Annotated in this window: 21 protein-coding genes and 3 tRNA genes; 13 read left to right on the forward strand and 11 right to left on the reverse strand. The window is 39.2% G+C overall.

All coding sequences use genetic code 11. The annotated features are described in order from the left end of the window. Nucleotides 1-85: 85 nt before the first annotated feature. The 9 genes from eno to K2F45_RS18150 form a co-directional block, all read right to left on the reverse strand. Nucleotides 86-1,381, reverse strand: coding sequence for a phosphopyruvate hydratase (gene eno, locus K2F45_RS18110; RefSeq protein ID WP_248931995.1), 1,296 nt, complete (start codon nucleotides 1,379-1,381; stop codon nucleotides 86-88). 212 nt (nucleotides 1,382-1,593) lie between these two features. Further along, complete coding sequence (carA, locus tag K2F45_RS18115; RefSeq protein WP_075993402.1) at nucleotides 1,594-2,694, reverse strand: glutamine-hydrolyzing carbamoyl-phosphate synthase small subunit; 1,101 nt, start codon at nucleotides 2,692-2,694, stop codon at nucleotides 1,594-1,596. Between the two features lie 226 nt (nucleotides 2,695-2,920). Next, entirely contained in the window at nucleotides 2,921-3,232 is a 312-nt protein-coding gene (locus K2F45_RS18120) for a DUF2752 domain-containing protein (RefSeq protein ID WP_248931996.1), read from the reverse strand. Continuing rightward, a complete protein-coding gene (locus K2F45_RS18125; protein WP_075993404.1) occupies nucleotides 3,232-3,588 on the reverse strand; it encodes an NINE protein in 357 nt (118 codons plus the stop codon). The genes K2F45_RS18120 and K2F45_RS18125 overlap by 1 nt, the downstream gene beginning before the upstream one ends. A 177-nt stretch (nucleotides 3,589-3,765) precedes the next feature. Further along, nucleotides 3,766-4,764 carry a GTPase ObgE gene (gene obgE, locus K2F45_RS18130; RefSeq protein ID WP_046675449.1) on the reverse strand — a complete coding sequence of 333 codons (999 nt, stop codon included), beginning with the start codon at nucleotides 4,762-4,764 and terminating at the stop codon, nucleotides 3,766-3,768. A 36-nt stretch (nucleotides 4,765-4,800) separates the two neighbouring features. Then, nucleotides 4,801-5,370 carry an adenylate kinase gene (locus tag K2F45_RS18135; RefSeq protein ID WP_046675448.1) on the reverse strand — a complete coding sequence of 190 codons (570 nt, stop codon included), beginning with the start codon at nucleotides 5,368-5,370 and terminating at the stop codon, nucleotides 4,801-4,803. 74 nt (nucleotides 5,371-5,444) lie between these two features. Then, nucleotides 5,445-5,518: transfer RNA gene (locus tag K2F45_RS18140), tRNA-Arg, on the reverse strand. A gap of 172 nt (nucleotides 5,519-5,690) precedes the next feature. Then, nucleotides 5,691-5,764: transfer RNA gene (locus tag K2F45_RS18145), tRNA-Arg, on the reverse strand. Nucleotides 5,765-5,793: 29 nt separating this feature from the next. Continuing rightward, nucleotides 5,794-5,867 (reverse strand) — tRNA-Arg (locus K2F45_RS18150). Nucleotides 5,868-6,054: 187 nt separating this feature from the next. Between K2F45_RS18150 and K2F45_RS18155 the strand changes: the two genes are divergently transcribed. Then, nucleotides 6,055-6,888 carry an alpha/beta fold hydrolase gene (locus tag K2F45_RS18155; RefSeq protein ID WP_075993405.1) on the forward strand — a complete coding sequence of 278 codons (834 nt, stop codon included), beginning with the start codon at nucleotides 6,055-6,057 and terminating at the stop codon, nucleotides 6,886-6,888. 105 nt (nucleotides 6,889-6,993) lie between these two features. Here K2F45_RS18155 and K2F45_RS18160 read toward each other — a convergent pair whose 3' ends face one another. Beyond that, on the reverse strand, nucleotides 6,994-7,329 hold the full coding sequence (locus K2F45_RS18160; RefSeq protein WP_075993406.1) for a DUF3276 family protein: 336 nt from the start codon (nucleotides 7,327-7,329) through the stop codon (nucleotides 6,994-6,996). Nucleotides 7,330-7,595: 266 nt separating this feature from the next. On the opposite strand from K2F45_RS18160, the gene K2F45_RS18165 reads away from it, so the two are divergent. The 6 genes from K2F45_RS18165 to K2F45_RS18190 all read left to right on the forward strand — a co-directional run bounded on the left by K2F45_RS18165 (nucleotide 7,596) and on the right by K2F45_RS18190 (nucleotide 13,005). After that, the gene (locus K2F45_RS18165) at nucleotides 7,596-8,477 is read left to right on the forward strand and encodes a LiaF transmembrane domain-containing protein (protein ID WP_115050665.1); all 882 of its coding nucleotides are present in this window, start codon (nucleotides 7,596-7,598) and stop codon (nucleotides 8,475-8,477) included. Between the two features lie 3 nt (nucleotides 8,478-8,480). Then, nucleotides 8,481-9,527: a sensor histidine kinase gene (locus tag K2F45_RS18170; protein ID WP_115050663.1), complete on the forward strand. Its 1,047-nt coding sequence runs from the start codon at nucleotides 8,481-8,483 to the stop codon at nucleotides 9,525-9,527. After that, entirely contained in the window at nucleotides 9,520-10,260 is a 741-nt protein-coding gene (locus tag K2F45_RS18175; RefSeq protein ID WP_248931997.1) for a LytR/AlgR family response regulator transcription factor, read from the forward strand. The genes K2F45_RS18170 and K2F45_RS18175 overlap by 8 nt, the downstream gene beginning before the upstream one ends. A gap of 31 nt (nucleotides 10,261-10,291) precedes the next feature. Then, nucleotides 10,292-11,722 (forward strand): serine hydrolase domain-containing protein, encoded by a 1,431-nt coding sequence (locus K2F45_RS18180; RefSeq protein WP_248931998.1) that lies wholly within the window; start codon nucleotides 10,292-10,294, stop codon nucleotides 11,720-11,722. Between the two features lie 153 nt (nucleotides 11,723-11,875). Then, nucleotides 11,876-12,850: a 2-hydroxyacid dehydrogenase gene (locus tag K2F45_RS18185; protein ID WP_201667757.1), complete on the forward strand. Its 975-nt coding sequence runs from the start codon at nucleotides 11,876-11,878 to the stop codon at nucleotides 12,848-12,850. Next, entirely contained in the window at nucleotides 12,847-13,005 is a 159-nt protein-coding gene (locus tag K2F45_RS18190) for a hypothetical protein (protein WP_167450500.1), read from the forward strand. The genes K2F45_RS18185 and K2F45_RS18190 overlap by 4 nt, the downstream gene beginning before the upstream one ends. On the opposite strand, the gene K2F45_RS18195 is transcribed toward K2F45_RS18190, so the two are convergent. After that, nucleotides 13,002-13,859, reverse strand: a complete 858-nt coding sequence (locus tag K2F45_RS18195; RefSeq protein ID WP_075993411.1) for a mechanosensitive ion channel family protein — start codon at nucleotides 13,857-13,859, stop codon at nucleotides 13,002-13,004. The genes K2F45_RS18190 and K2F45_RS18195 overlap by 4 nt on opposite strands. A 143-nt stretch (nucleotides 13,860-14,002) precedes the next feature. Here K2F45_RS18195 and K2F45_RS18200 point away from each other — a divergent pair, with 143 nt between their 5' ends. From K2F45_RS18200 to K2F45_RS18225, 6 genes are all read left to right on the forward strand, one after another. Next, nucleotides 14,003-14,869, forward strand: coding sequence for an AraC family transcriptional regulator (locus K2F45_RS18200; protein WP_201667756.1), 867 nt, complete (start codon nucleotides 14,003-14,005; stop codon nucleotides 14,867-14,869). Nucleotides 14,870-14,871: 2 nt separating this feature from the next. Then, on the forward strand, nucleotides 14,872-15,297 hold the full coding sequence (locus K2F45_RS18205; protein WP_046675442.1) for a DUF983 domain-containing protein: 426 nt from the start codon (nucleotides 14,872-14,874) through the stop codon (nucleotides 15,295-15,297). 26 nt (nucleotides 15,298-15,323) lie between these two features. After that, nucleotides 15,324-16,502, forward strand: coding sequence for a cysteine desulfurase family protein (locus tag K2F45_RS18210; RefSeq protein ID WP_248931999.1), 1,179 nt, complete (start codon nucleotides 15,324-15,326; stop codon nucleotides 16,500-16,502). 81 nt (nucleotides 16,503-16,583) lie between these two features. Beyond that, nucleotides 16,584-16,910: a HesB/IscA family protein gene (locus K2F45_RS18215; RefSeq protein WP_201667755.1), complete on the forward strand. Its 327-nt coding sequence runs from the start codon at nucleotides 16,584-16,586 to the stop codon at nucleotides 16,908-16,910. Nucleotides 16,911-17,163: 253 nt separating this feature from the next. Next, on the forward strand, nucleotides 17,164-18,210 hold the full coding sequence (gene asnA / locus K2F45_RS18220; protein WP_248932000.1) for an aspartate--ammonia ligase: 1,047 nt from the start codon (nucleotides 17,164-17,166) through the stop codon (nucleotides 18,208-18,210). Nucleotides 18,211-18,447: 237 nt separating this feature from the next. Further along, the gene (locus tag K2F45_RS18225) at nucleotides 18,448-19,701 is read left to right on the forward strand and encodes a DEAD/DEAH box helicase (RefSeq protein WP_237241736.1); all 1,254 of its coding nucleotides are present in this window, start codon (nucleotides 18,448-18,450) and stop codon (nucleotides 19,699-19,701) included. Nucleotides 19,702-19,739: the final 38 nt, after the last annotated feature.

Below are 19,739 nucleotides of genomic sequence, written 5' to 3' on the forward strand. Positions count from 1 at the left end.
ACTAATAGAAAAATATATTTTGCCCACAAAAAAAAGCCGAAGTAGAAGATACTTCGGCTTTTTTTATTAAAAATCAAACTTTAGCTTATTTTTTAGCATATTTAAAGTTTTTACCGATGAAACGGGCATTACCACCCAATTCTTCTTCGATACGCAACAATTGATTGTATTTAGCCATACGGTCAGAACGTGAAGCAGAACCAGTTTTGATCTGTCCACAGTTCAATGCTACAGCTAAGTCAGCGATAGTCGCATCTTCAGTTTCGCCCGAACGGTGTGACATCACAGAAGTATAACCAGAATTTTGAGCTAAAGTAACCGCATTGATCGTTTCAGTCAATGAACCGATTTGATTTACTTTTACTAAAATTGAATTTGCTGTATGGGTATCAATTCCTTGTTGAAGACGTTTTGTATTTGTAACAAAAAGATCATCACCTACCAATTGAACATGGTCACCGATTTTGTCAGTCAATGTTTTCCATCCAGCCCAATCATCTTCAGCCATACCATCTTCGATAGAAATAATAGGGTATTTAGCTGTTAAATCAGCCAAATAGCTTGCTTGTTCTTCACTAGAACGTACAGCACCTTTATCACCCTCAAACTTCGTATAATCGTATTTACCGTCTTTGTAGAACTCAGAAGAAGCACAATCCAATGCTAAACAAACATCTTGACCTGGTTTGTAACCAGCGATTTCAATCGCTTTCAAAACTGTTTCGATAGCATCCTCAGTACCTTCAAAAGTTGGCGCAAAACCACCTTCATCACCTACTGCAGTTGAAAGACCTCTGTCATGTAAGATTTTTTTCAAGGTATGGAAAACCTCAGTACCCCAACGCAAAGCTTCAGAGAATGAAGGCGCACCCACAGGCATGATCATAAATTCCTGAAATGCGATAGGTGCATCAGAGTGTGAACCACCATTGATGATATTCATCATAGGGATAGGCAACGTGTTCGCATTTACACCACCGATATAACGGTATAATGGTTGACGCGACTCTTGTGCAGCAGCTTTCGCTACAGCTAAAGAAACTCCTAGAATAGCATTTGCGCCTAGGTTTCCTTTATTTTCGCTACCGTCTAAATCAATCATGATTTTATCGATGGCATTTTGCTCGAAAACATCTACACCTTCTAATGCTTTTGCAATTTTAGTGTTTACATTCTCTACAGCTTTCAAAACACCTTTTCCTAGATATTTTGACTTGTCACCATCACGCAATTCTACTGCTTCGTGAATACCAGTTGAAGCACCTGAAGGAACAGCTGCACGACCAACAAAACCATTTTGTGTAGTAACATCTACCTCAATTGTAGGGTTACCGCGCGAATCCAAAATTTGACGCGCATGAACATCGATAATTAAACTCATCTCTTTATTAGACTATAATTTATTTTCATTACTTAGTGTAGATAAGACACACTCTTGTCTACAGACATTTTTCACAACCAAATATAATAAAAAATGTATTTATTCCCCTATTTATTATGAATAAAATAGTACTAATCTGAATAATTGGTACTATTGTCACAATAAAAAACCCTTCGAAATCTGAAGGGTTTTTTTATATAATATTGTACAATTTAGTTTTTGATCATCGCTACAAAATCATCAAACAAATAGCGCGAGTCATGTGGACCCGGTGATGATTCTGGGTGATATTGCACCGAAAATGCTTTCTGTCCTTTGATACGGATACCTTCAATAGACTGATCGTTCAAATTAACGTGTGTAATTTCGACGTTCTCAGAATTTTGGATATCTTCAGCCACAACCCCAAAACCGTGGTTCTGCGAAGTGATTTCACAACGGTTGGCGATAATATTCTTCACTGGGTGATTGATACCACGGTGTCCGTTATGCAATTTGCTTGTGCGGATACCATTTGCCAATGCTAAGATCTGGTGCCCTAAACAAATACCAAACATCGGTTTATTTGCATTCAAAATAGCTTTTACCGTATCGATTGCATAATCCATTGGTGCTGGATCGCCAGGACCATTGGAAATGAAATAACCATCCGGATTCCATTTCTCCATTTCCTCAAATGTTGTTTTCGCAGGAAAAACCTTTGTATAAACATCACGAGCCTCAAAATTGCGCAAGATATTTTTCTTGATGCCTAAGTCCAAAACCGCTACACGTAACGAAGCATTTTCATTACCGAAGAAATAAGGCTCAGCTGTTGTTACTTTTGAAGACAGCTCAAGTCCATCCATTGAAGGAACTTCAGCCAATTGACGCTTTAATTCCTCAACATCCAATGTTTCTGAAGAAATAATCGCATTCATCGCACCTTTATCACGGATATGTCGCACCAATGAACGGGTATCCACATCAGAAATACCAACTAAATTACCCTCTTCAAAGTAGCTTTGGATAGATTCATCAGCCATTTTACGGCTATAGTTGATGTTGTAGTTCTTACAAACTAGTCCCGCAATCTGAATTTGATTTGATTCGGTATCATCCTCATCAATACCATAGTTACCAATATGAGCATTGGTGGTTACCATGATTTGTCCAAAATAAGATGGATCAGTGAAAATCTCTTGATAACCAGTTGTTCCTGTATTGAAACAGATTTCCCCAGTAGTCGTACCAATTTTACCAGCGGCTTTACCGTGATAAACTGTACCATCTTCTAAAACTAAAATTGCAGGCAATTTGCTGTAGTTGGTCATTATCGATGTAATATTATAAAATGTGTATCCTTACTTTTATGAATTTTAAAGCGTTCTTTATTGGATATAAAAAAAGCCCTCAAATGGGCTAAATATCAATTAACAATGCATCATCACGATTGATAAACCGTTTCCTAAGGCACCTACCAATAAAGACTCTACTTTAATTTTCACGGGAGACAAAGTTACGACATATCACTTAAAAGTGAAAACATTTTTTATTTTTTTATTCTTCAACTGATTCCTTCCTCCAAAACGTTGCAAAGTCTCTCAAAATCAGACCTGTCAATAGCGGCACAAGCATATAAATCAATGGATTCTCTAACCAGGCTTCTCGAAACTCCAAGCGTAGCAAGGCAATCAAAGCGGTAGTAAGACCACATCCCGGACAATCATAGCCACTTGCAGCCTTCCAAAGGCAAGGAACAAGAATATGGATATCCGTGAAAAGATATAAGCCTATAGCAATCCCGAAATACCCCAATACCAACGAATAGATCCAATGATATTTAAGGTATTTCAGCAGGATATAAATCATTAATTATTGTTTATAGGACTCTTAATGTAATTGCCATCTGCATCCTTATATTTTCCGACAAGAATCATAATCAAATCGATCAGATACCAGATACCACAACCGCCCAAGGTAAGCAGCTGAATAACGGCAGTACCAATTTGCCCCAAATAGAACCGATGTGCTCCAAAAGGGCCTAGAAAAAAGCAAAATAACAATGCCGGCAACCATCTGTCATCCTGAAACGTGTTATTTTGTTGCTGAAAGGGTTGGTTGGCATAAAATATAGGCTGTCTTACGCCACAATAGGGACAAACCTCGGCCTTGATATTGATCAACTTGCCACATTCTACACAATACTTTTCGTCTGCTGTTTTCATTTAGATTTAATTTGGTAATGGGGCTAAAAACCAGCCTTCCATCCGGGATAAAATAATAGCATGAAATTAACAAAAAAACTTATAAAATGTTCTTTTTTTAGCAACATATAGCATTTAATATAAACAGAAAAGGCGCTTCACGGTATGGAGCGCCTTTTCTATTTATATATTCAACCTTTAGGAGTTGATTGCTTTCCAGATCATATCTTTCAATGGCAATATATTTTTACCGGTCACCGAAGAAATGAAAATATAGGGTACATCTTCCGGTAGCTCCTGCTCCATTTCCTTCTCCAGCTCCTCATCGAGCATATCAGACTTGGTAATAGCCAGCAATTTGGGTTTATCTGCCAATTCTGGATTATACGCAGTCAGTTCATTCAATAAGATTGCGTACTCCTCACGGATCGTCCGATCGGTATCGGCCGGCACCATAAACAGCAAAACAGAATTTCGTTCAATATGCCGCAAGAAACGATACCCTAATCCCTTTCCTTCTGAAGCGCCTTCGATAATACCCGGAATATCGGCCATAACAAAGGAACGGTTATCCCGGTAGCTCACCATACCCAAATTAGGTACCAGTGTTGTAAAGGGGTAATTCGCGATTTCTGGTTTCGCAGCAGAGACGACTGACAACAACGTTGATTTACCAGCATTCGGGAATCCAACCAGTCCAACATCAGCAAGAACCTTCAATTCGAGAATCATCCACTGCTCTTTACCTGGAAGACCAGGTTGCGAAAACCGCGGTGTCTGCTGCGTTGGCGACTTAAAATGCCAATTACCCAGTCCGCCTTTTCCTCCCGGAACCAATATTCTGGTTTCACCGTCTTCTGTGATATCGAACAACACCTCTCCCGTCTCTGCATCCTTCGCAATCGTACCCAATGGCACTTCCAAGATCTCATCACGTCCAGTTGCCCCCGTACGCAAAGAACTGCCGCCAGACTCACCGTTTGACGCAATAATATGCTTACGATATTTTAAATGGAGTAACGTCCAGAGATTAGTCGTTCCTTTCAGTATAATATGCCCTCCACGACCGCCGTCACCACCATCGGGTCCACCGGTAGCTGTGTGCTTGTCACGGTGCAAATGAGCCGAACCTGCCCCACCATGTCCAGAACGACAACACACTTTCACATAATCAACAAAATTCGAACCTTGCGCCATTACAATTTATTACAGTCTAAAAAGTACTTATCTTAATTAATAATTATCGATGATATCTGTTAAACTTTTAAAGATAGAATCGATATCACCGATACCATTCACTTTAGAAAGTTTACCTTGTGCCTCATAATACGGCAACACATGAATCGTCTTCGTGAAATATTCATCAATACGCTTCACCAATTTATCAGCATCATCATCCGCACGACCAGAAATTTCCTTACGTTTAGCGATGCGTGCTTTCAATTCATCCTCATTCACATCCAGTGCAATTACTACCGAGATTGATGTATTGATACCTTCTAAAAAAGCATCCAATGCCTCAGCTTGAGCAACAGTACGAGGAAATCCATCAAAAATAAATCCTTTTGCATCCGGATTTTTCTTTACTTCCTCTTCCAGCATTGCTATCGTAATCGAATCTGGCACTAAATTTCCCTCAGCAATAATCTGGCTCACTTGTTGACCAAGTGGCGTTTGACCTTTAATATGTGCTCTAAAAATATCACCAGTTGAAACATGAACCAATTGATATTTTTCAATAAGCTTTGCAGATTGGGTTCCCTTACCTGCACCCGGAGGGCCAAATATTACAAGGTTTAGCATAGTTTTATTTAAGAAATTAAAACGAGTTAAAAAATAAAAGCCTAATCACAGATGATGACTAGGCTTTTCAGTTGTGCGCTCCAAGGGAGTCGAACCCCTAACCTTCTGATCCGTAGTCAGATGCTCTATCCAATTGAGCTAGGAGCGCAATAAACCATTACGTTTAGAACTCTGTCCCATGTGTTTTGGTGACGCAAATATAGTCAGAATTCGTTTTTTTACAAATTTTTTTTCAAAAAGAAGTTCCCTCCTTCCATCGACTGCCCTGCAATTATGCTTCTAAAAACAAAAAGCCAATCAAATTGACTGGCTTTTATTTGTGCACTCCAAGGGAGTCGAACCCCTAACCTTCTGATCCGTAGTCAGACGCTCTATCCAATTGAGCTAGGAATGCCTCTTTTAACAATACAAAAACTGTATTTGTGCGCACCAAGGGAGTCGAACCCCTAACCTTCTGATTCGTAGTCAGATGCTCTATCCAATTGAGCTAGGAGCGCTAGGCAACCAAAACAAATCCGTTATCCTTTTCCGTTTTGGTGATGCAAATATCGTTATATTTATCGATTTAACAAACATTTTTTCTCTTTTTTAAACTTTATACAACAACATTTCTTTTATCTCGTTGATAATATTATATTTAAAATATCAACTTTTTTTTTCAGACACGGACAAATGTTAGCATTCATGAGCAAAAGAGAATTAAAACTCAGTAAAATTCGCATCGGAGATATCAGTATCTCTTACTATATTCGCCCAAGCAAATTATACCCCTCTCCGAAAACAGTCATTTTCATTCATGGTTTCCCCTTCAACAAAAACACCTGGAAACAACAACTCCTACAACTCGACGAAGATTATACAGGCATCGCCATTGATGTTCGAGGACATGGCCTAAGTACCAATGGACATGGTTTTTTCTCCGTCGATGTTTTTGCCAAAGATCTTGTGGAGTTTATTCGTAAACTCGACCTCAATCATGTCATCCTTTGTGGAATCTCTATGGGTGGCTACATCGCCCTCAGAACCTATGAACTGATCGGACAACAGCTCAAAGGACTTATCCTCTGTGACACGAATTCTCTTTCCGACGACAACAAAGGCAAACAAAAGCGTTTTGATTCCATTCAGGCTTTATTAAAATATGGCAGAAGACCATTTGCCATTGGCTTTATCGCAAACGTGTTTCACGATAAAACAATCCGTGAAAACCCCGAAGCTGTTGAACTCGTCAAAAGCTGTATTCGCAGAAATGAAGTCGCCAGCATTTGCGCGACACAACTCGCTCTTGCTTCACGAACAGATACAACCCATTCGTTGAAGACAATTATTATTCCAACACTGATCATAAAAGGTAAACACGACAAGTTGATGAGCGAAGAGCAAACAAATATCCTTATCGAAAATATACCCGACGTCCGCTATATGGAGTTTGAAGAATCCGGGCACCTTCCAAATCTCGAGGAACCCGAAAAATTTAATGCGGTGCTCAATGATTTCCTGCGAAATATACCATTATAACCATCACCTTGGTCGTCAAGTGCGGCATCGGATATAAAAACAATAAAAAAAGCCACAACAGTGGCTTTTATTTCTTTTTTTCATTAAGATTTCGTTCTACGGATACTAGAACGAAAAATCATCTTTTGACCGAACATCCGCTTCCTCAGCGTATGCATCATCAAAGTTAGGCTCATAACGTTTCTCGATTACTTCCTGATTAGACTTGATGTAATTAACCACATCCGTCAAACCATCAGCGAATTTCTCAAAATCTTCTTTATATAAGAAAATCTTATGCTTAATAAACTGGCCATCCTCAAAGCGCTTCTTGCTTTCTGTGATAGTAATGTAGTAATCGTTCGATCGAGTTGCTTTTACATCAAAAAAATAAGTACGCTTACCTGCTCTCACCTTTTTTGAAAAAACTTCTTCACGTTCTTTGTTTTCAAAATCTCCCATTGGTTGTTATTTAAGTTTAAAGTAATCTTAATCTTTGATAAATATATAATAATTCATTTTAATACACCAAATAATATTAAAAAAAAAGACAATTACGCGTAAAAATGGCAGTTCACTTCTATTTATAGCCGAGATAAAAAATAAACAACAAGATTTTTTACCGACGAAATCATTACATTTACCGAAAATATAAGTTGTATTACCTAAAGCAAATATGTAGAATATATTTGTGCCTCTATCTTTGAGTCATAAATAGTAAAAACATTATGGAAAAAGAACCCATCATACCAAACAGCAATAATAGCCGCAATATTGTAGGAGCGATTGTGATCATCGTAGGTATATTCTTATTATTGAATAACCTAAATTTAGGAAGCTGGTTTCCGGATTGGTTATTTGGCTGGCAAACGATATTAATCATCATTGGATTGGTCATTGGTATAAATTCCCAATTTCAGAAAAAATCGGCCATTATCCTATTGATCATAGGCGGAGCAAGCCTTATTTCAAGAATGATGCGCACAGACTTTGGTTCCGTAACCGTCCCGATCATCATCATTTCTCTCGGGATTTACTTTATCATGAGCAAAAGGAAACCTCCGATGGTTCCCCCAACTTACCCTAATCCGCCGCAAGGCTCTTACGACTGGGATAAGCGAGTCAACGTACCTATGGAAGGCGTTACTGACAGCGGTGTTACTGACCAGGAATCCAGACCTTTTAACGAACAATACGGTTCAAGCCAACAAGCCTCGCCTAATCAGCAGGCTTTTGGCGACAAAGATAAAGATTCCTTTCACCAGTCATTTGAGGACAACCTCAATCTGAATACCATCTTTGCAGGCCAAAAGAAAGTAATCTATTCCAAACATTTTAGAGGGGGCAATATGACCAATGTATTTGGAAGTGTAGAGCTGGATCTAACGAAAGCTGATATTCAGCAGCCTATTGTGATCGATACATTCCAATTGTTTGGCAGCGCACGTATTATTATACCTCCGCATTGGACGGTATTTAGCAACGTCGCCTCAATCTTGGGCTCTGTCGATGACCGCCGGTTCCAAACGATTTATAACCCCGATACAGATAAAAAAATCTATATAACAGGCACCTGTATTTTAGGTAATTTAACCATAAAAAATGCTTAATAGATGAAAAGTAAGCTGTTCCTCAGTGTTAAAAGTCGATTAATTGGCATTATCTGTATATCCGTATTTATCGGATATCTTGCATTACAATACCTATTGATGCTTCGTTCTGGTTTTGACCAACAACTCGCATTCAAAGATTCATTTATAAACAGTGTGGTGATGATGTTTTGCTGTTATGGCATGTCATCAGCACTTAATTTCTATACCCCACAACCCCGGGAGATTTGGAAGGTACTCATCATCGGTTTAATCATGGGCGCAATAAGCATCGCATTAAGCCGATTCTTGATGAGTTACTTTATCCAATCGACCTTTACCCCTTTGCTGGATTTAACATTACCCTATCGGGGTATCGTTAACTTCCTCATTTTGACTTCTGTTGCCATTATCAACATCGTTTGGAATATTCAGGAAGATAACATCAACAATATCAAGCGGAAACAGGAATCCGAAAATTTACTTCGGGAAGCCGAACTGTATAATCTAAGACAACAGTTACAGCCGCATTTCCTATTCAATAGCCTCAACTCCATTATAGCACTTATTGGTGCCAATCCGGATGAAGCCCGAAACATGACATTTCAGCTATCGGACTTTTTAAGAGGAACATTAAGAAAAGAAAACAATCAAATTATCACACTTGAAGAAGAACTCGATCACCTTCAACTTTATCTCGATATTGAAAAAGTTCGTTTCGGTCATCGACTAAATACATCCATCTCTTCCTCAGAAGAAATTTTCAACAATAGATTACCAGCCATGATTATTCAGCCACTGGTAGAAAATGCAATTAAACACGGCTTATATAATGTAACGGATCAAGTAGAAATTAAAATAAAATGCCATTCGAATGATGGTCAGCTGCTGATTCAGATTACCAACCCCTTCGACACCGAAGAACAGTCAAAACCGAAAAAAGGCACTGGATTTGGGCTTTCGAGCATTCAGCGCAGATTATATCTCCTGTATGGAAGAAATGATCTACTGGAAACTCAAATTCAGGACAACATATTTATCAGCACCCTAAAAATACCTCAATATGATTAAAGTCGTTATTATCGATGATGAACCCCTTGCACGCTCCATTATCGCGGGTTACCTAAAAAATGAAGCCGATATATCCATCATGGCAGAATGCGGTGATGGCTTTGAAGCTGTTAAGGCTATCCATGCGCACGAACCGGATTTAATTTTTCTGGACGTACAAATGCCCAAATTAACGGGTTTTGAAATGCTGGAACTGATAGACAATCCACCAGCTGTCATCTTTACGACGGCTTTTGATGAGTACGCCTTAAAAGCTTTTGAGAAGAACGCATTGGATTATCTGTTAAAACCGGTATCACCTACGCGCTTTAAAAAAGCCTTGGAAAAATTTAGGGCTAACTTCTCAGCTCCGGAGAAAAAGGTACAGCCCAACTACGAAGTCCTTACAGCGCAAGACGAAACAAAAATTGACCGTATTGTTGTAAAAACAGGCACCCAGATCAAAATTATTCCAATTGATACCGTCAAATATCTGGAGTCTTACGATGACTATGTTAAGATTCATACCAAAGATGGCATGTACCTCAAGAACAAAACCATGTCCTTTTTTGAAAAATCTTTGGATCCAAATCAATTTGTCCGCATCCACCGTTCTTTTATCATCAAAGTGGATCAGTTGGCTAAATTGGAACCTTATGAAAAAGACTCTTATATTGCTGCACTGACATCGGGCGAAAAGCTCAATATCAGTAAATCAGGCTATGCACGATTAAAACAATTGATTGGAATTTAAACATTCCGTAGATTTGTGCCCATCAATAGTTATGAAACATTTAATTACAATAGTATTGCTGGGCATCTCTTCTTACTCCTTTGCCCAAACGAATCCTGCGGAACAGATCAACAGAGGAGTTTACAATAAGCTGGAATTTTTTATCAATTCCCAGATGACAGACTCCGCCTATAATTTGGCCAGTGATTCTTTTAAACAGCAAATTAGCCTAGCCAAATTCACGCAAGTACTCCAAGAGCTATACCCCTTAGGAAGAGTAAAAAGCTCAACGATACAAGAATTTGAAAAAGGTCTTGCAACCTATCAAATGGACTTCGACAGCAAATCATATGCGGTCCTTTTTGCAACGGATACTACCCTAAAATTCAACACATTAAAATTCACACCTTTAGCAGGGAAGCCTCAAGTGGAAAAAACTATTGTGGTACCTGCTACACAGAAATCTGTCGATAACGACGACCTTTTTGTCGATTCAGTTGCAAATACGTACCTGAAACAACAAAACACACAATCACTTGCCATTGGCATTTTAAAGAACGGACAAACCAAAACCTATTTCTATGGCGAGACGGCCAAAGGCAACCAAACTCCACCAACAAAAACGTCTATTTATGAAATCGGTTCGCTGAGCAAAGTTTTTACGGCTATACTTTTGTCAAATCTTGTCGAAGAAGGAACAGTCACGTTAGATCAACCTATCGCGCTATTTCTTCCTGATACACTCAAGAAAAATGGAGAACTTTCGAAAATAACGTTTCAAATGCTGGCCAATCATACTTCTGGCTTACCTCGGCTTCCTGAGAATCTCGACAAAGTCAAAGGATTTAACGAAAACGATCCCTACAAAACATACGACAAAAAAGCACTTTATAATTACCTCGCAAGCTTTAAAAATAAAAAAAATCCAGGTGAAGAATATGAGTACAGCAACCTTGGTTACGCCGTATTAGGAGACATTATATGCAGTATCTATAAAAAAAGTTATGATCAGCTTGTAAAAGACATCATCTGTAAACCACTTGAAATGAGTAATACCTTTCAAGTATTAGACCCTAAGAGAAAAGATACTTTTAAAGTATACAACAAAGAAGGCCAAGAAGTAATTCCTTGGTCGTTTGACGCTTTCGGTCCCGCTGGTGGATTAAAATCGACTCTGGAGGATCTGCTTAAATTTGCGAATGCGCAATTTAAAATGCCGCAGACTCCATTGGAAAATGCGATGGCAAATACCCGGTTATTTACATTTTTTCTACCTCCAGACACAGACCTCGGACTCGCATGGCATATGAATTTGATTGACGACCTAACGGTTTATTGGCACAATGGCGGAACTGCCGGAAGTAGCTCCTATCTAGCCTTATCGCCCGACAAAAAAAGTGGCGTGGTCATCTTGTCCAATTCAGCCATCTCTACCGATGACACGGGTAAAGCTATCTTGGATTACCTACTCCGTAAAAAGTAAAGTTCAAAAAACAAGGAATAATGAGCCATATTGAAACAACAATATGGCTTTTTTTGTTGTAATAGCGATGAGTGATCATTAATTTTGAAGATAGGACAAAACAAATGGATTCAGAGGAATCAACCAACAACAAGCTAAACAGCATCTATTTACATGAAGATATTTATCACTAAAAAAATTCCACAAAAAGGCATAGATCTATTAAAATCTGCTGGGCACGACATTTCTATACACGATTCAAGTACTCCCCTATCCGAAACGGAGCTTATCAAAGCTAGCCAACAGGTCGACTACGTCCTTAACGGTGGGATGCAAAAGTTTGATGCTAATTTTTTCCAAAACTGCCCCAACCTAAAAGCCCTATCTCTCATGAGCGTCGGCTATGACAATGTGGATATCTCAGCCGCTACACAGCATGGAATCCCCGTAAGCAATACACCGGGCATCCTTTCGGGAGCAACAGCAGACGTTGCTTTCCTCTTGATGCTATCGGTATCGCGGAAAGCATTTTTCAACCACAAAAGAATTTTGCAGGGCGAATGGAAAGGTTTTGATCCCACGGCAAACCTAGGCATCGAGCTCAATAACAAAACACTAGGCATTTATGGACTGGGACGAATTGGCTTTGAATTCGCCAGAAAAGCCAAAGCAGCGTATAACATGGAAATTATCTATTACAATCGGAGCCGTAATGAGGAAGCAGAACAAATTCTTGGCGCACGATATGTTAATTTCGACGATCTGCTCACGCGGAGCGATGTACTTTCAATCCATGCAGCTTTGACTGCGGAGACTAAAAACCGATTTGACAAAAATACGTTTACGCGCATGAAAAACTCCGCTATATTAGTGAATACGGCTAGGGGCGGATTGGTCAATGAATTGGATCTAACAGAAGCCCTGCAGACTGGCCAATTATGGGGCGCCGGGCTTGATGTAACAGACCCGGAGCCGATGGATCCAAAAAACCCACTCTTAACGATGGAAAATGTTTGTATCCTGCCGCATATCGGCTCTGCCACCGTAGAAACAAGGGATAATATGGCATTGATGGCCGCCAGCAACTTACTGGCCGCAATCAAAGGCGAAAAAATGCCACAAATTATCAATAAAGAAGTATATCAATGAAACGAAGATTTTTTCAGCTTTTAAATAGCTTAAATAAAGCCATCTTACCAAAATACGGTAAGATGGATCCGTTAAAATTAAAAAAGTACCAGCAGGCTATCATTGCCTACAGGTACTTTGTCCTTATACATGCATTGGAAACGGACCAGGACTAAGTTTTTGCAGTTCCTTGGTCACTTGAATTTGAAACAATGCTAATCTGCGTCGGATTGGAAGATAAACTAATATCGTTCCTTTCCAGCTCCAACATAATCTTTTCCTGCATCGAGTTTCGCGCAGCGACATAGTGCTCTCTTTTCGTCCAGGCACGAACGGTCAAAACCATGGCACTGTCCCCCAATTCTTTGATGAAAACAGTTGGCTCCGGACTTGTCAACACATTCTCATTCGAACGGAGAACCCTTAATATGATATCTTTCGCTTCTTTCACGTTTTTATCATAAGAGATACTGATGGTATATTCAAACATCCGTTGCACAATTTTCGTGTAATTTTTGATAACCGAATTAGCTAAGGGTCCATTAGGGCTAAAAACACGTACCCCATCATCCCCTATTAAAGTGGAATACAAGATATCAATCCTTTCTACCGTACCTGCAGTACCATTTGCACTCGATATGGAATCTCCTACTTCAAAAGGCCTAAACATCAATATGAGCACTCCGCCAGCAAAATTGCTCAAGCTGCCCTGAAGCGCCATACCAACAGCCAATCCAAAAGCAGACAACGCTGCAATAAACGAGGTTGTCTGAATCCCAATCTGGCTGGCTACAGTAAGAAGCAACATCACCCACATGACAATCTTGACGATGCTAGAGATAAAAGCCCGGATCGAAGGATCCACATTTTTCTTTTCAAAACGTTTATGTAATAATCGGTCCACAAAACCAATCACATATTTACCGAGAATTAATAGGATAATTCCCCCTATAATCCCCGGAATAGACTCAATCACAATGTCTGTCAAACGCCCAAATCTCGTTTCTAGGCTATTCAAATTACTTTCCATTTATTAATATATTTTAAAAATTTAGGAACAAGGATTGTTCCAACATCGTCCACTACCTATCAAAAGATCAAAATCATTGAAAAATACCACAAAACAACAAATAAACACCACTTATAAAAGAATATTTACCCTAATTTTGTAATATGAATAGAAAAAACACCATACCTATCATTGATAGTTGTAGTATTGATCTCAACAATAACACAACGATTCATATTGATGATCTGAAAGAATATATCATCAAACATCAGGATATGGTGTTCCCACATAAGCATAATTTTTTTCATTTCGTCCTTTTCACCAAGGGGTCGGGTGAGCATATCATTGATTTTAATCATTATAAGATAGCGCCTTATCAGATCTATTTTATGGTGCCGGGTCAGGTACATACCTGGAATTTTGTGGGTGATGAAGCAGGTTATGTTGTCAATTTTTCGATTGATTACTTTCAATCTTTTCTTTTACGTACCGATTACCTGGAGCGCTTTAGCTTTTTACAGGGTAAAATTGAACATCTGATATTTGTATTGGCTGAACAGTATCGTTACCAGGCGACTGCTATTCTTGACCAAATCTTATCCGCCAAAGCCGAGCGATTATCGGAAGACTATATCCGTACACTTTTACTGCAATTTATATTATATATTTCAATTGCTACAGAGAAGGAACATCTCGAAAGAGGCAATCCTTACAACCATAAAATATTCAACAGCTTTCAGCAATTGGTTGAACAGCAGTTTAAATCGACCAAGCTGCCCAGCATTTATGCGGATCAGCTATTTATCACGCCCAATCATCTCAACGCGATCTGTAAGTCTTATATTGGACAGTCTGCGGGAGAAATCATCCGGAACCGCATTGTCCTTGAAGCAAAGCGGCTCCTGGTCAATAGAAATTTAAATATTACCGAAATTGCAGATGAGCTGCAATTTAAGGACAACTCATACTTTACTAAATTTTTCAAAAAATCCGCTGGGCTCACACCAGAAGAGTTCAGAAAACAACTATAACTATGGAAGAGGTTAAATACGAATTATCTGAATTTAAGGCCGCATGGCAAGCAAAATGTCCAAGATGTAGAATCGGCCATGTGTACCAAGGGCCTGCTTACGGTCTGAAAGTACAAAAAATGAATAGCCATTGCGAATACTGTGGACTTCGTTACGAACGTGAGCCAGGTTATTTTTATGGTGCCATGTATGTTACCTATGCGTTTTCCATCGCCGAAATGGTTACTGCTTGCATGGCAACCTATATCCTGACAGGCAATGATTCTTCTTTTATACTCTATGCAACAGTTGCGATCATGAGCGTTGTTTTAATGTCGCCATTCAACTACCGCTATTCCCGTATCATACTGATGTATTGGTTAACGCCAGGCTTAAGGTATGATCCGAATGTCAAAAAAAAGGAAGTTGATGTGAAGGCTTCAGCATAACCTTTATTATCCTTATCTTTATCCTGATGAAGGATATCATTTATTTGGACAACAACGCAACAACTCGAATTTTGGATGAAGTATGGAATACCATGACTCCCTATTTCATCCAAAATTATGCAAACGCATCGAGTGTCTATCACCAAATGGGACGCGAAGCCAATGCTGCCATCCAACTTGCTAGAGGACAACTAGCTGAAGTGCTGAATTGTTCAGCGAAAGAACTATTTTTCAATTCAGGTGCAACAGAAAGTATTAATACCGTAATCTGTGGCATATTTGACAAATATCAATCCAAGGGGAATCATATTATCACCGTTTCAACAGAACACAAGGCTGTCCTAAGTTGCTGTGAACAATTGACGAAAAAAGGAGCACAGATCACCTATCTCCCCGTCGATGCACAAGGAATGATCAATATGGACGACTTGAAAAATGCGATGAGTGCACAGACCATACTCGTTTGCATCATGGCTGCAAATAACGAGACAGGGGTATGTGCATCACTGGCACAAATTGCTACGATTTGTACAGAGAAAGATATCTTGTTCTTCTGTGATGCAACCCAGGCTGTTGGAAAAATCGACATTGATCTACAAAAAATCCCTATCGACCTCTTATGTCTGAGTGCGCATAAACTTCATGGCCCAAAGGGAATCGGCGCCTTATACATTCGTCGAAAATCTAAGCCGATTCAGATTGCCCCGCTGATTGCAGGTGGTGGTCAGGAAAGCGGATTTAGAGGCGGTACATACAATGTGCCAGCTATCGTCGGCTTTGGAAAAGCCATATCTCTGATTAAGCCAACATCTTATAATACGGTCGAACGAAACCGCAATCTATTGGAAGAAATTTTAAGTGAGATTCCTGAAATCATCATTCATGGAAAAAATGCACTCCGCCTACCAAACACCAGTTACATTAGTTTTAAACATATACTGGCCAGTGAAATAATGACTACCTGTCCCACATTGGCCCTTTCCTCGGGCTCGGCCTGTGTGACCGGATCCAGAGAACCTTCCCATGTTTTAATGGCTATGGGTATTTCCAAAGAAGATGCATTATCGGCCATTCGCTTCAGCTTAAGCATATTTACGACGCAAGAGGATATTATACAATGTGCCCAATTGATCACAGCAGCGGTTCGCAAAATCCGCGATCAATCCCCCATCTGGCAACTTTTCAAAGCTGGCTTGATCGATTAATTTATGACATTCTAAAAACTTTATAGGAGACGAAATATAACAAGATTGTATGTATCTTTGTGTCATACAAAGGATATTACTATGATTACAGTTACTGACAAAGCAAAAACTCGTATCGAGGAAATCATGAAGGATGAGCAATATGACAGCAATTACTTTGTGCGTGTTGCTGTGGAAAGTGGCGGTTGTTCGGGCTTGAGTTATAAGCTGAACTTCGATAACGAAGAAAAAAAAGGTGATCAATTTTTCGAAGATAAAGGCGTGAAAGTCTGTTTGGATATAAAATCATTTTTATACCTGGCAGGTACAGAATTGGATTATTCCGATGGTTTGGACGGAAAGGGTTTTGAATTCCACAATCCGAATGCGAGCCGGACCTGTGCATGTGGCGAAAGCTTCTCTGTTTAATCAATTCAATCGATCCACCATAAACAAAAGAGCCCTGAAATATTTCAGGGCTCTTTTGGTAAGTAACCAAACACTTTTAGTTGCACCAACAAATTATTAGTTTTATAATTAAATATTGACCTATCTTCATTTTGTTAGAATTTTTTTATTTTTTCAACTTTTTAATGGATAAATATTAAAAATCACAACCAAACAGATTAACCAATGATATTTTCATACTTTTGTATGAAATAACTGAATAAAAAATAAAACCATGCGTATCAATCCATGCATGGTATTTCATTTGACTCATATGGAGGGAAGAAAACTTTTAAGTACCGAAGTTGCTATCAGCTTCGTTAAAGATACATTTGTCCAACAACTAAAGAAAGCATTAAATTTAATTCCGATCTCATCACCATTGGTGGTTTTAGACGGCACAGGATTAAACGATGACTTAAATGGAATTGAGCGTCCGGTATCATTTCCGATTAAATCATTGAATGAAAAAAGAGCTGTCGTGGTACATTCATTGGCAAAATGGAAAAGAGTCCGTTTAAAAGAGCTTGAAATGTTACCTGGGGAAGGCATCGTGACAGATATGAAAGCACTGCGTCCTGATGAAGATTACACCCCTATTCACTCGATCTATGTAGACCAATGGGATTGGGAAAAAGTAATCGATAAAGATCAACGTAATTTGGCCTTGCTGAAAGAAACTGTATTAAAAATTTACGATGCATTACGATTTACAGAACAACAGGTTGAAAGCAAGTATCCACAGATAAAAGCGATTCTTCCAGAAACCATTACATTCATTTCGGCTGAAGAACTACTGCAAAAATATCCTAATCTAAGTGCAAAGGAACGTGAAAATACAATCACAAAAGAATACGGTGCTGTGTTTTTATATGGTATCGGAGGGGCACTGAGCAATGGTGTTGCACATGATGGACGCGCAGCCGACTACGACGACTGGAGTACTGCCAATGAGGCTGGCCACAAAGGATTGAACGGCGATATTCTCGTATGGAACCCGATCTTAAATTCAGCGTTTGAGCTTTCTTCCATGGGAATTCGTGTCGATAAAACAGCTTTGGCACATCAAATGGAAATCAGAAATTGCAATGAAAAATCCAAACTGACTTTCCACAGCATGCTTCTTAATGATCAATTACCGGAATCTATGGGCGGTGGAATTGGACAATCACGTGTCTGTATGTTTATGCTCAAGAAACAACATATTGGAGAAGTCCAAGTCAGTATCTGGGAAGAGGACAAAAAAGAAACGCTAAGACAAGAAGGTATTGATATTTTATAAAACAATACTTATTAAGAATTAATAACGCGGCAACTATACCGCGTTTTCCAATATATCGATACAAATCATTGCAAGGTAATCATCTTTTATAGACCGATTACCTTGTTTTTTTAGGTATAAAATGCTTAAAAAATTTTCATTCTAGTTTGTTCCTTTCAAGATAGCGGTATTTTGTATTTTTGTCAAATGCAGCTAGAAGCTATTTTAAATAAATTAGGCATTTCATCCTTAAATGAGATGCAAAAAAAAGTAGTGGAATCGTATCAAAAAGACCATGATTTCATCTTACTTTCACCCACAGGATCTGGCAAAACCTTGGCCTTTTCATTGCTCATTTTAGCGCAATTGAAGGACATCGTTCGGGAGGTTCAAGTACTGATTTTAGTGCCGACCCGCGAACTTGCCTTACAGATAGAGCAAGTGCTACGCAAGGTGACCACAGGTCACAAAGTCACCTGTGCCTATGGCGGTCATAGTACCCGTATCGAAAAAAATGAATTCAAGGATGCTCCCGCAATTATTATAGGAACTCCAGGACGTATAAAGCAACATATCGAAGAAGGAAATTTTGATCCGACCAGTATCCACACCCTTGTGTTAGACGAATTTGATAAATCGTTGGAACTGGGATTTCAGCATCAAATGGATTTCATTATTCGACATATACCGGCCATCAGATCACGGATATTGACTTCTGCAACAATGATGGATGTAATCCCGCCATTTACACAGATAAAGGAGCCTATCCTTGTTGATTTTCTGAATAACTCACAGAACATACCCCGCATTACAATAAAAAAGGTCGTTGCTCCTGTTCAAAAGAAATTGGAGGCATTGCTAAAACTCATCTGCAAGATCGGGACGAAAAAAATGATTATTTTCTGTAATCATCGCGATGCAGTAGATCACATCAGCGAACTGCTGGACAATCGCAATATTATTCACGACACCTTTCATGGCGGACTTGAACAGCAAGATCGTGAGCTGGCGCTTCTCAAATTCCGTAATCATTCCAACAATGTTTTGATCACGACCGATTTGGCTGCAAGAGGGCTGGATATCCCCGAAGTCGATGCCATTATTCATTACCAGCTACCGCATAAAGAAGATGGCTTTATTCATCGCAATGGACGTACTGCGCGTATGCAGGCAAAGGGTGATGTCTATGTCATCTTAAAGCCTGAAGAAGCCTATCCCTATATAGCGGAAGAAATACCTGAAGAGGAATTTCCCGAATACTATGATCTTCCGGAAAATTCACCTTTCGCCACACTTTATATCAGTGCTGGACGAAAAGATAAAGTCAATAAAATTGACATCGTAGGTTTTCTCCTGCATTTGGAAGGTGTTGAAAAAGACGACATCGGTATAATAGAAGTGAAAGATAAGGTAGCTTATGTTGCCGTTAAAAGAAAGCTTGCTTCCATTATTATCAATAAGGCTAGTGGGCAAAAAATCAAAGGACGTAAAGTAAAAATTGGACGTACCTAGTTCTTTACACTCCAAGAGATTCTCCTTACCTATTTCGC

The sequence above is a fragment of the Sphingobacterium siyangense genome (genome assembly GCF_023277505.1).
Classification (GTDB): Bacteria; Bacteroidota; Bacteroidia; order Sphingobacteriales; family Sphingobacteriaceae; genus Sphingobacterium; species Sphingobacterium siyangense.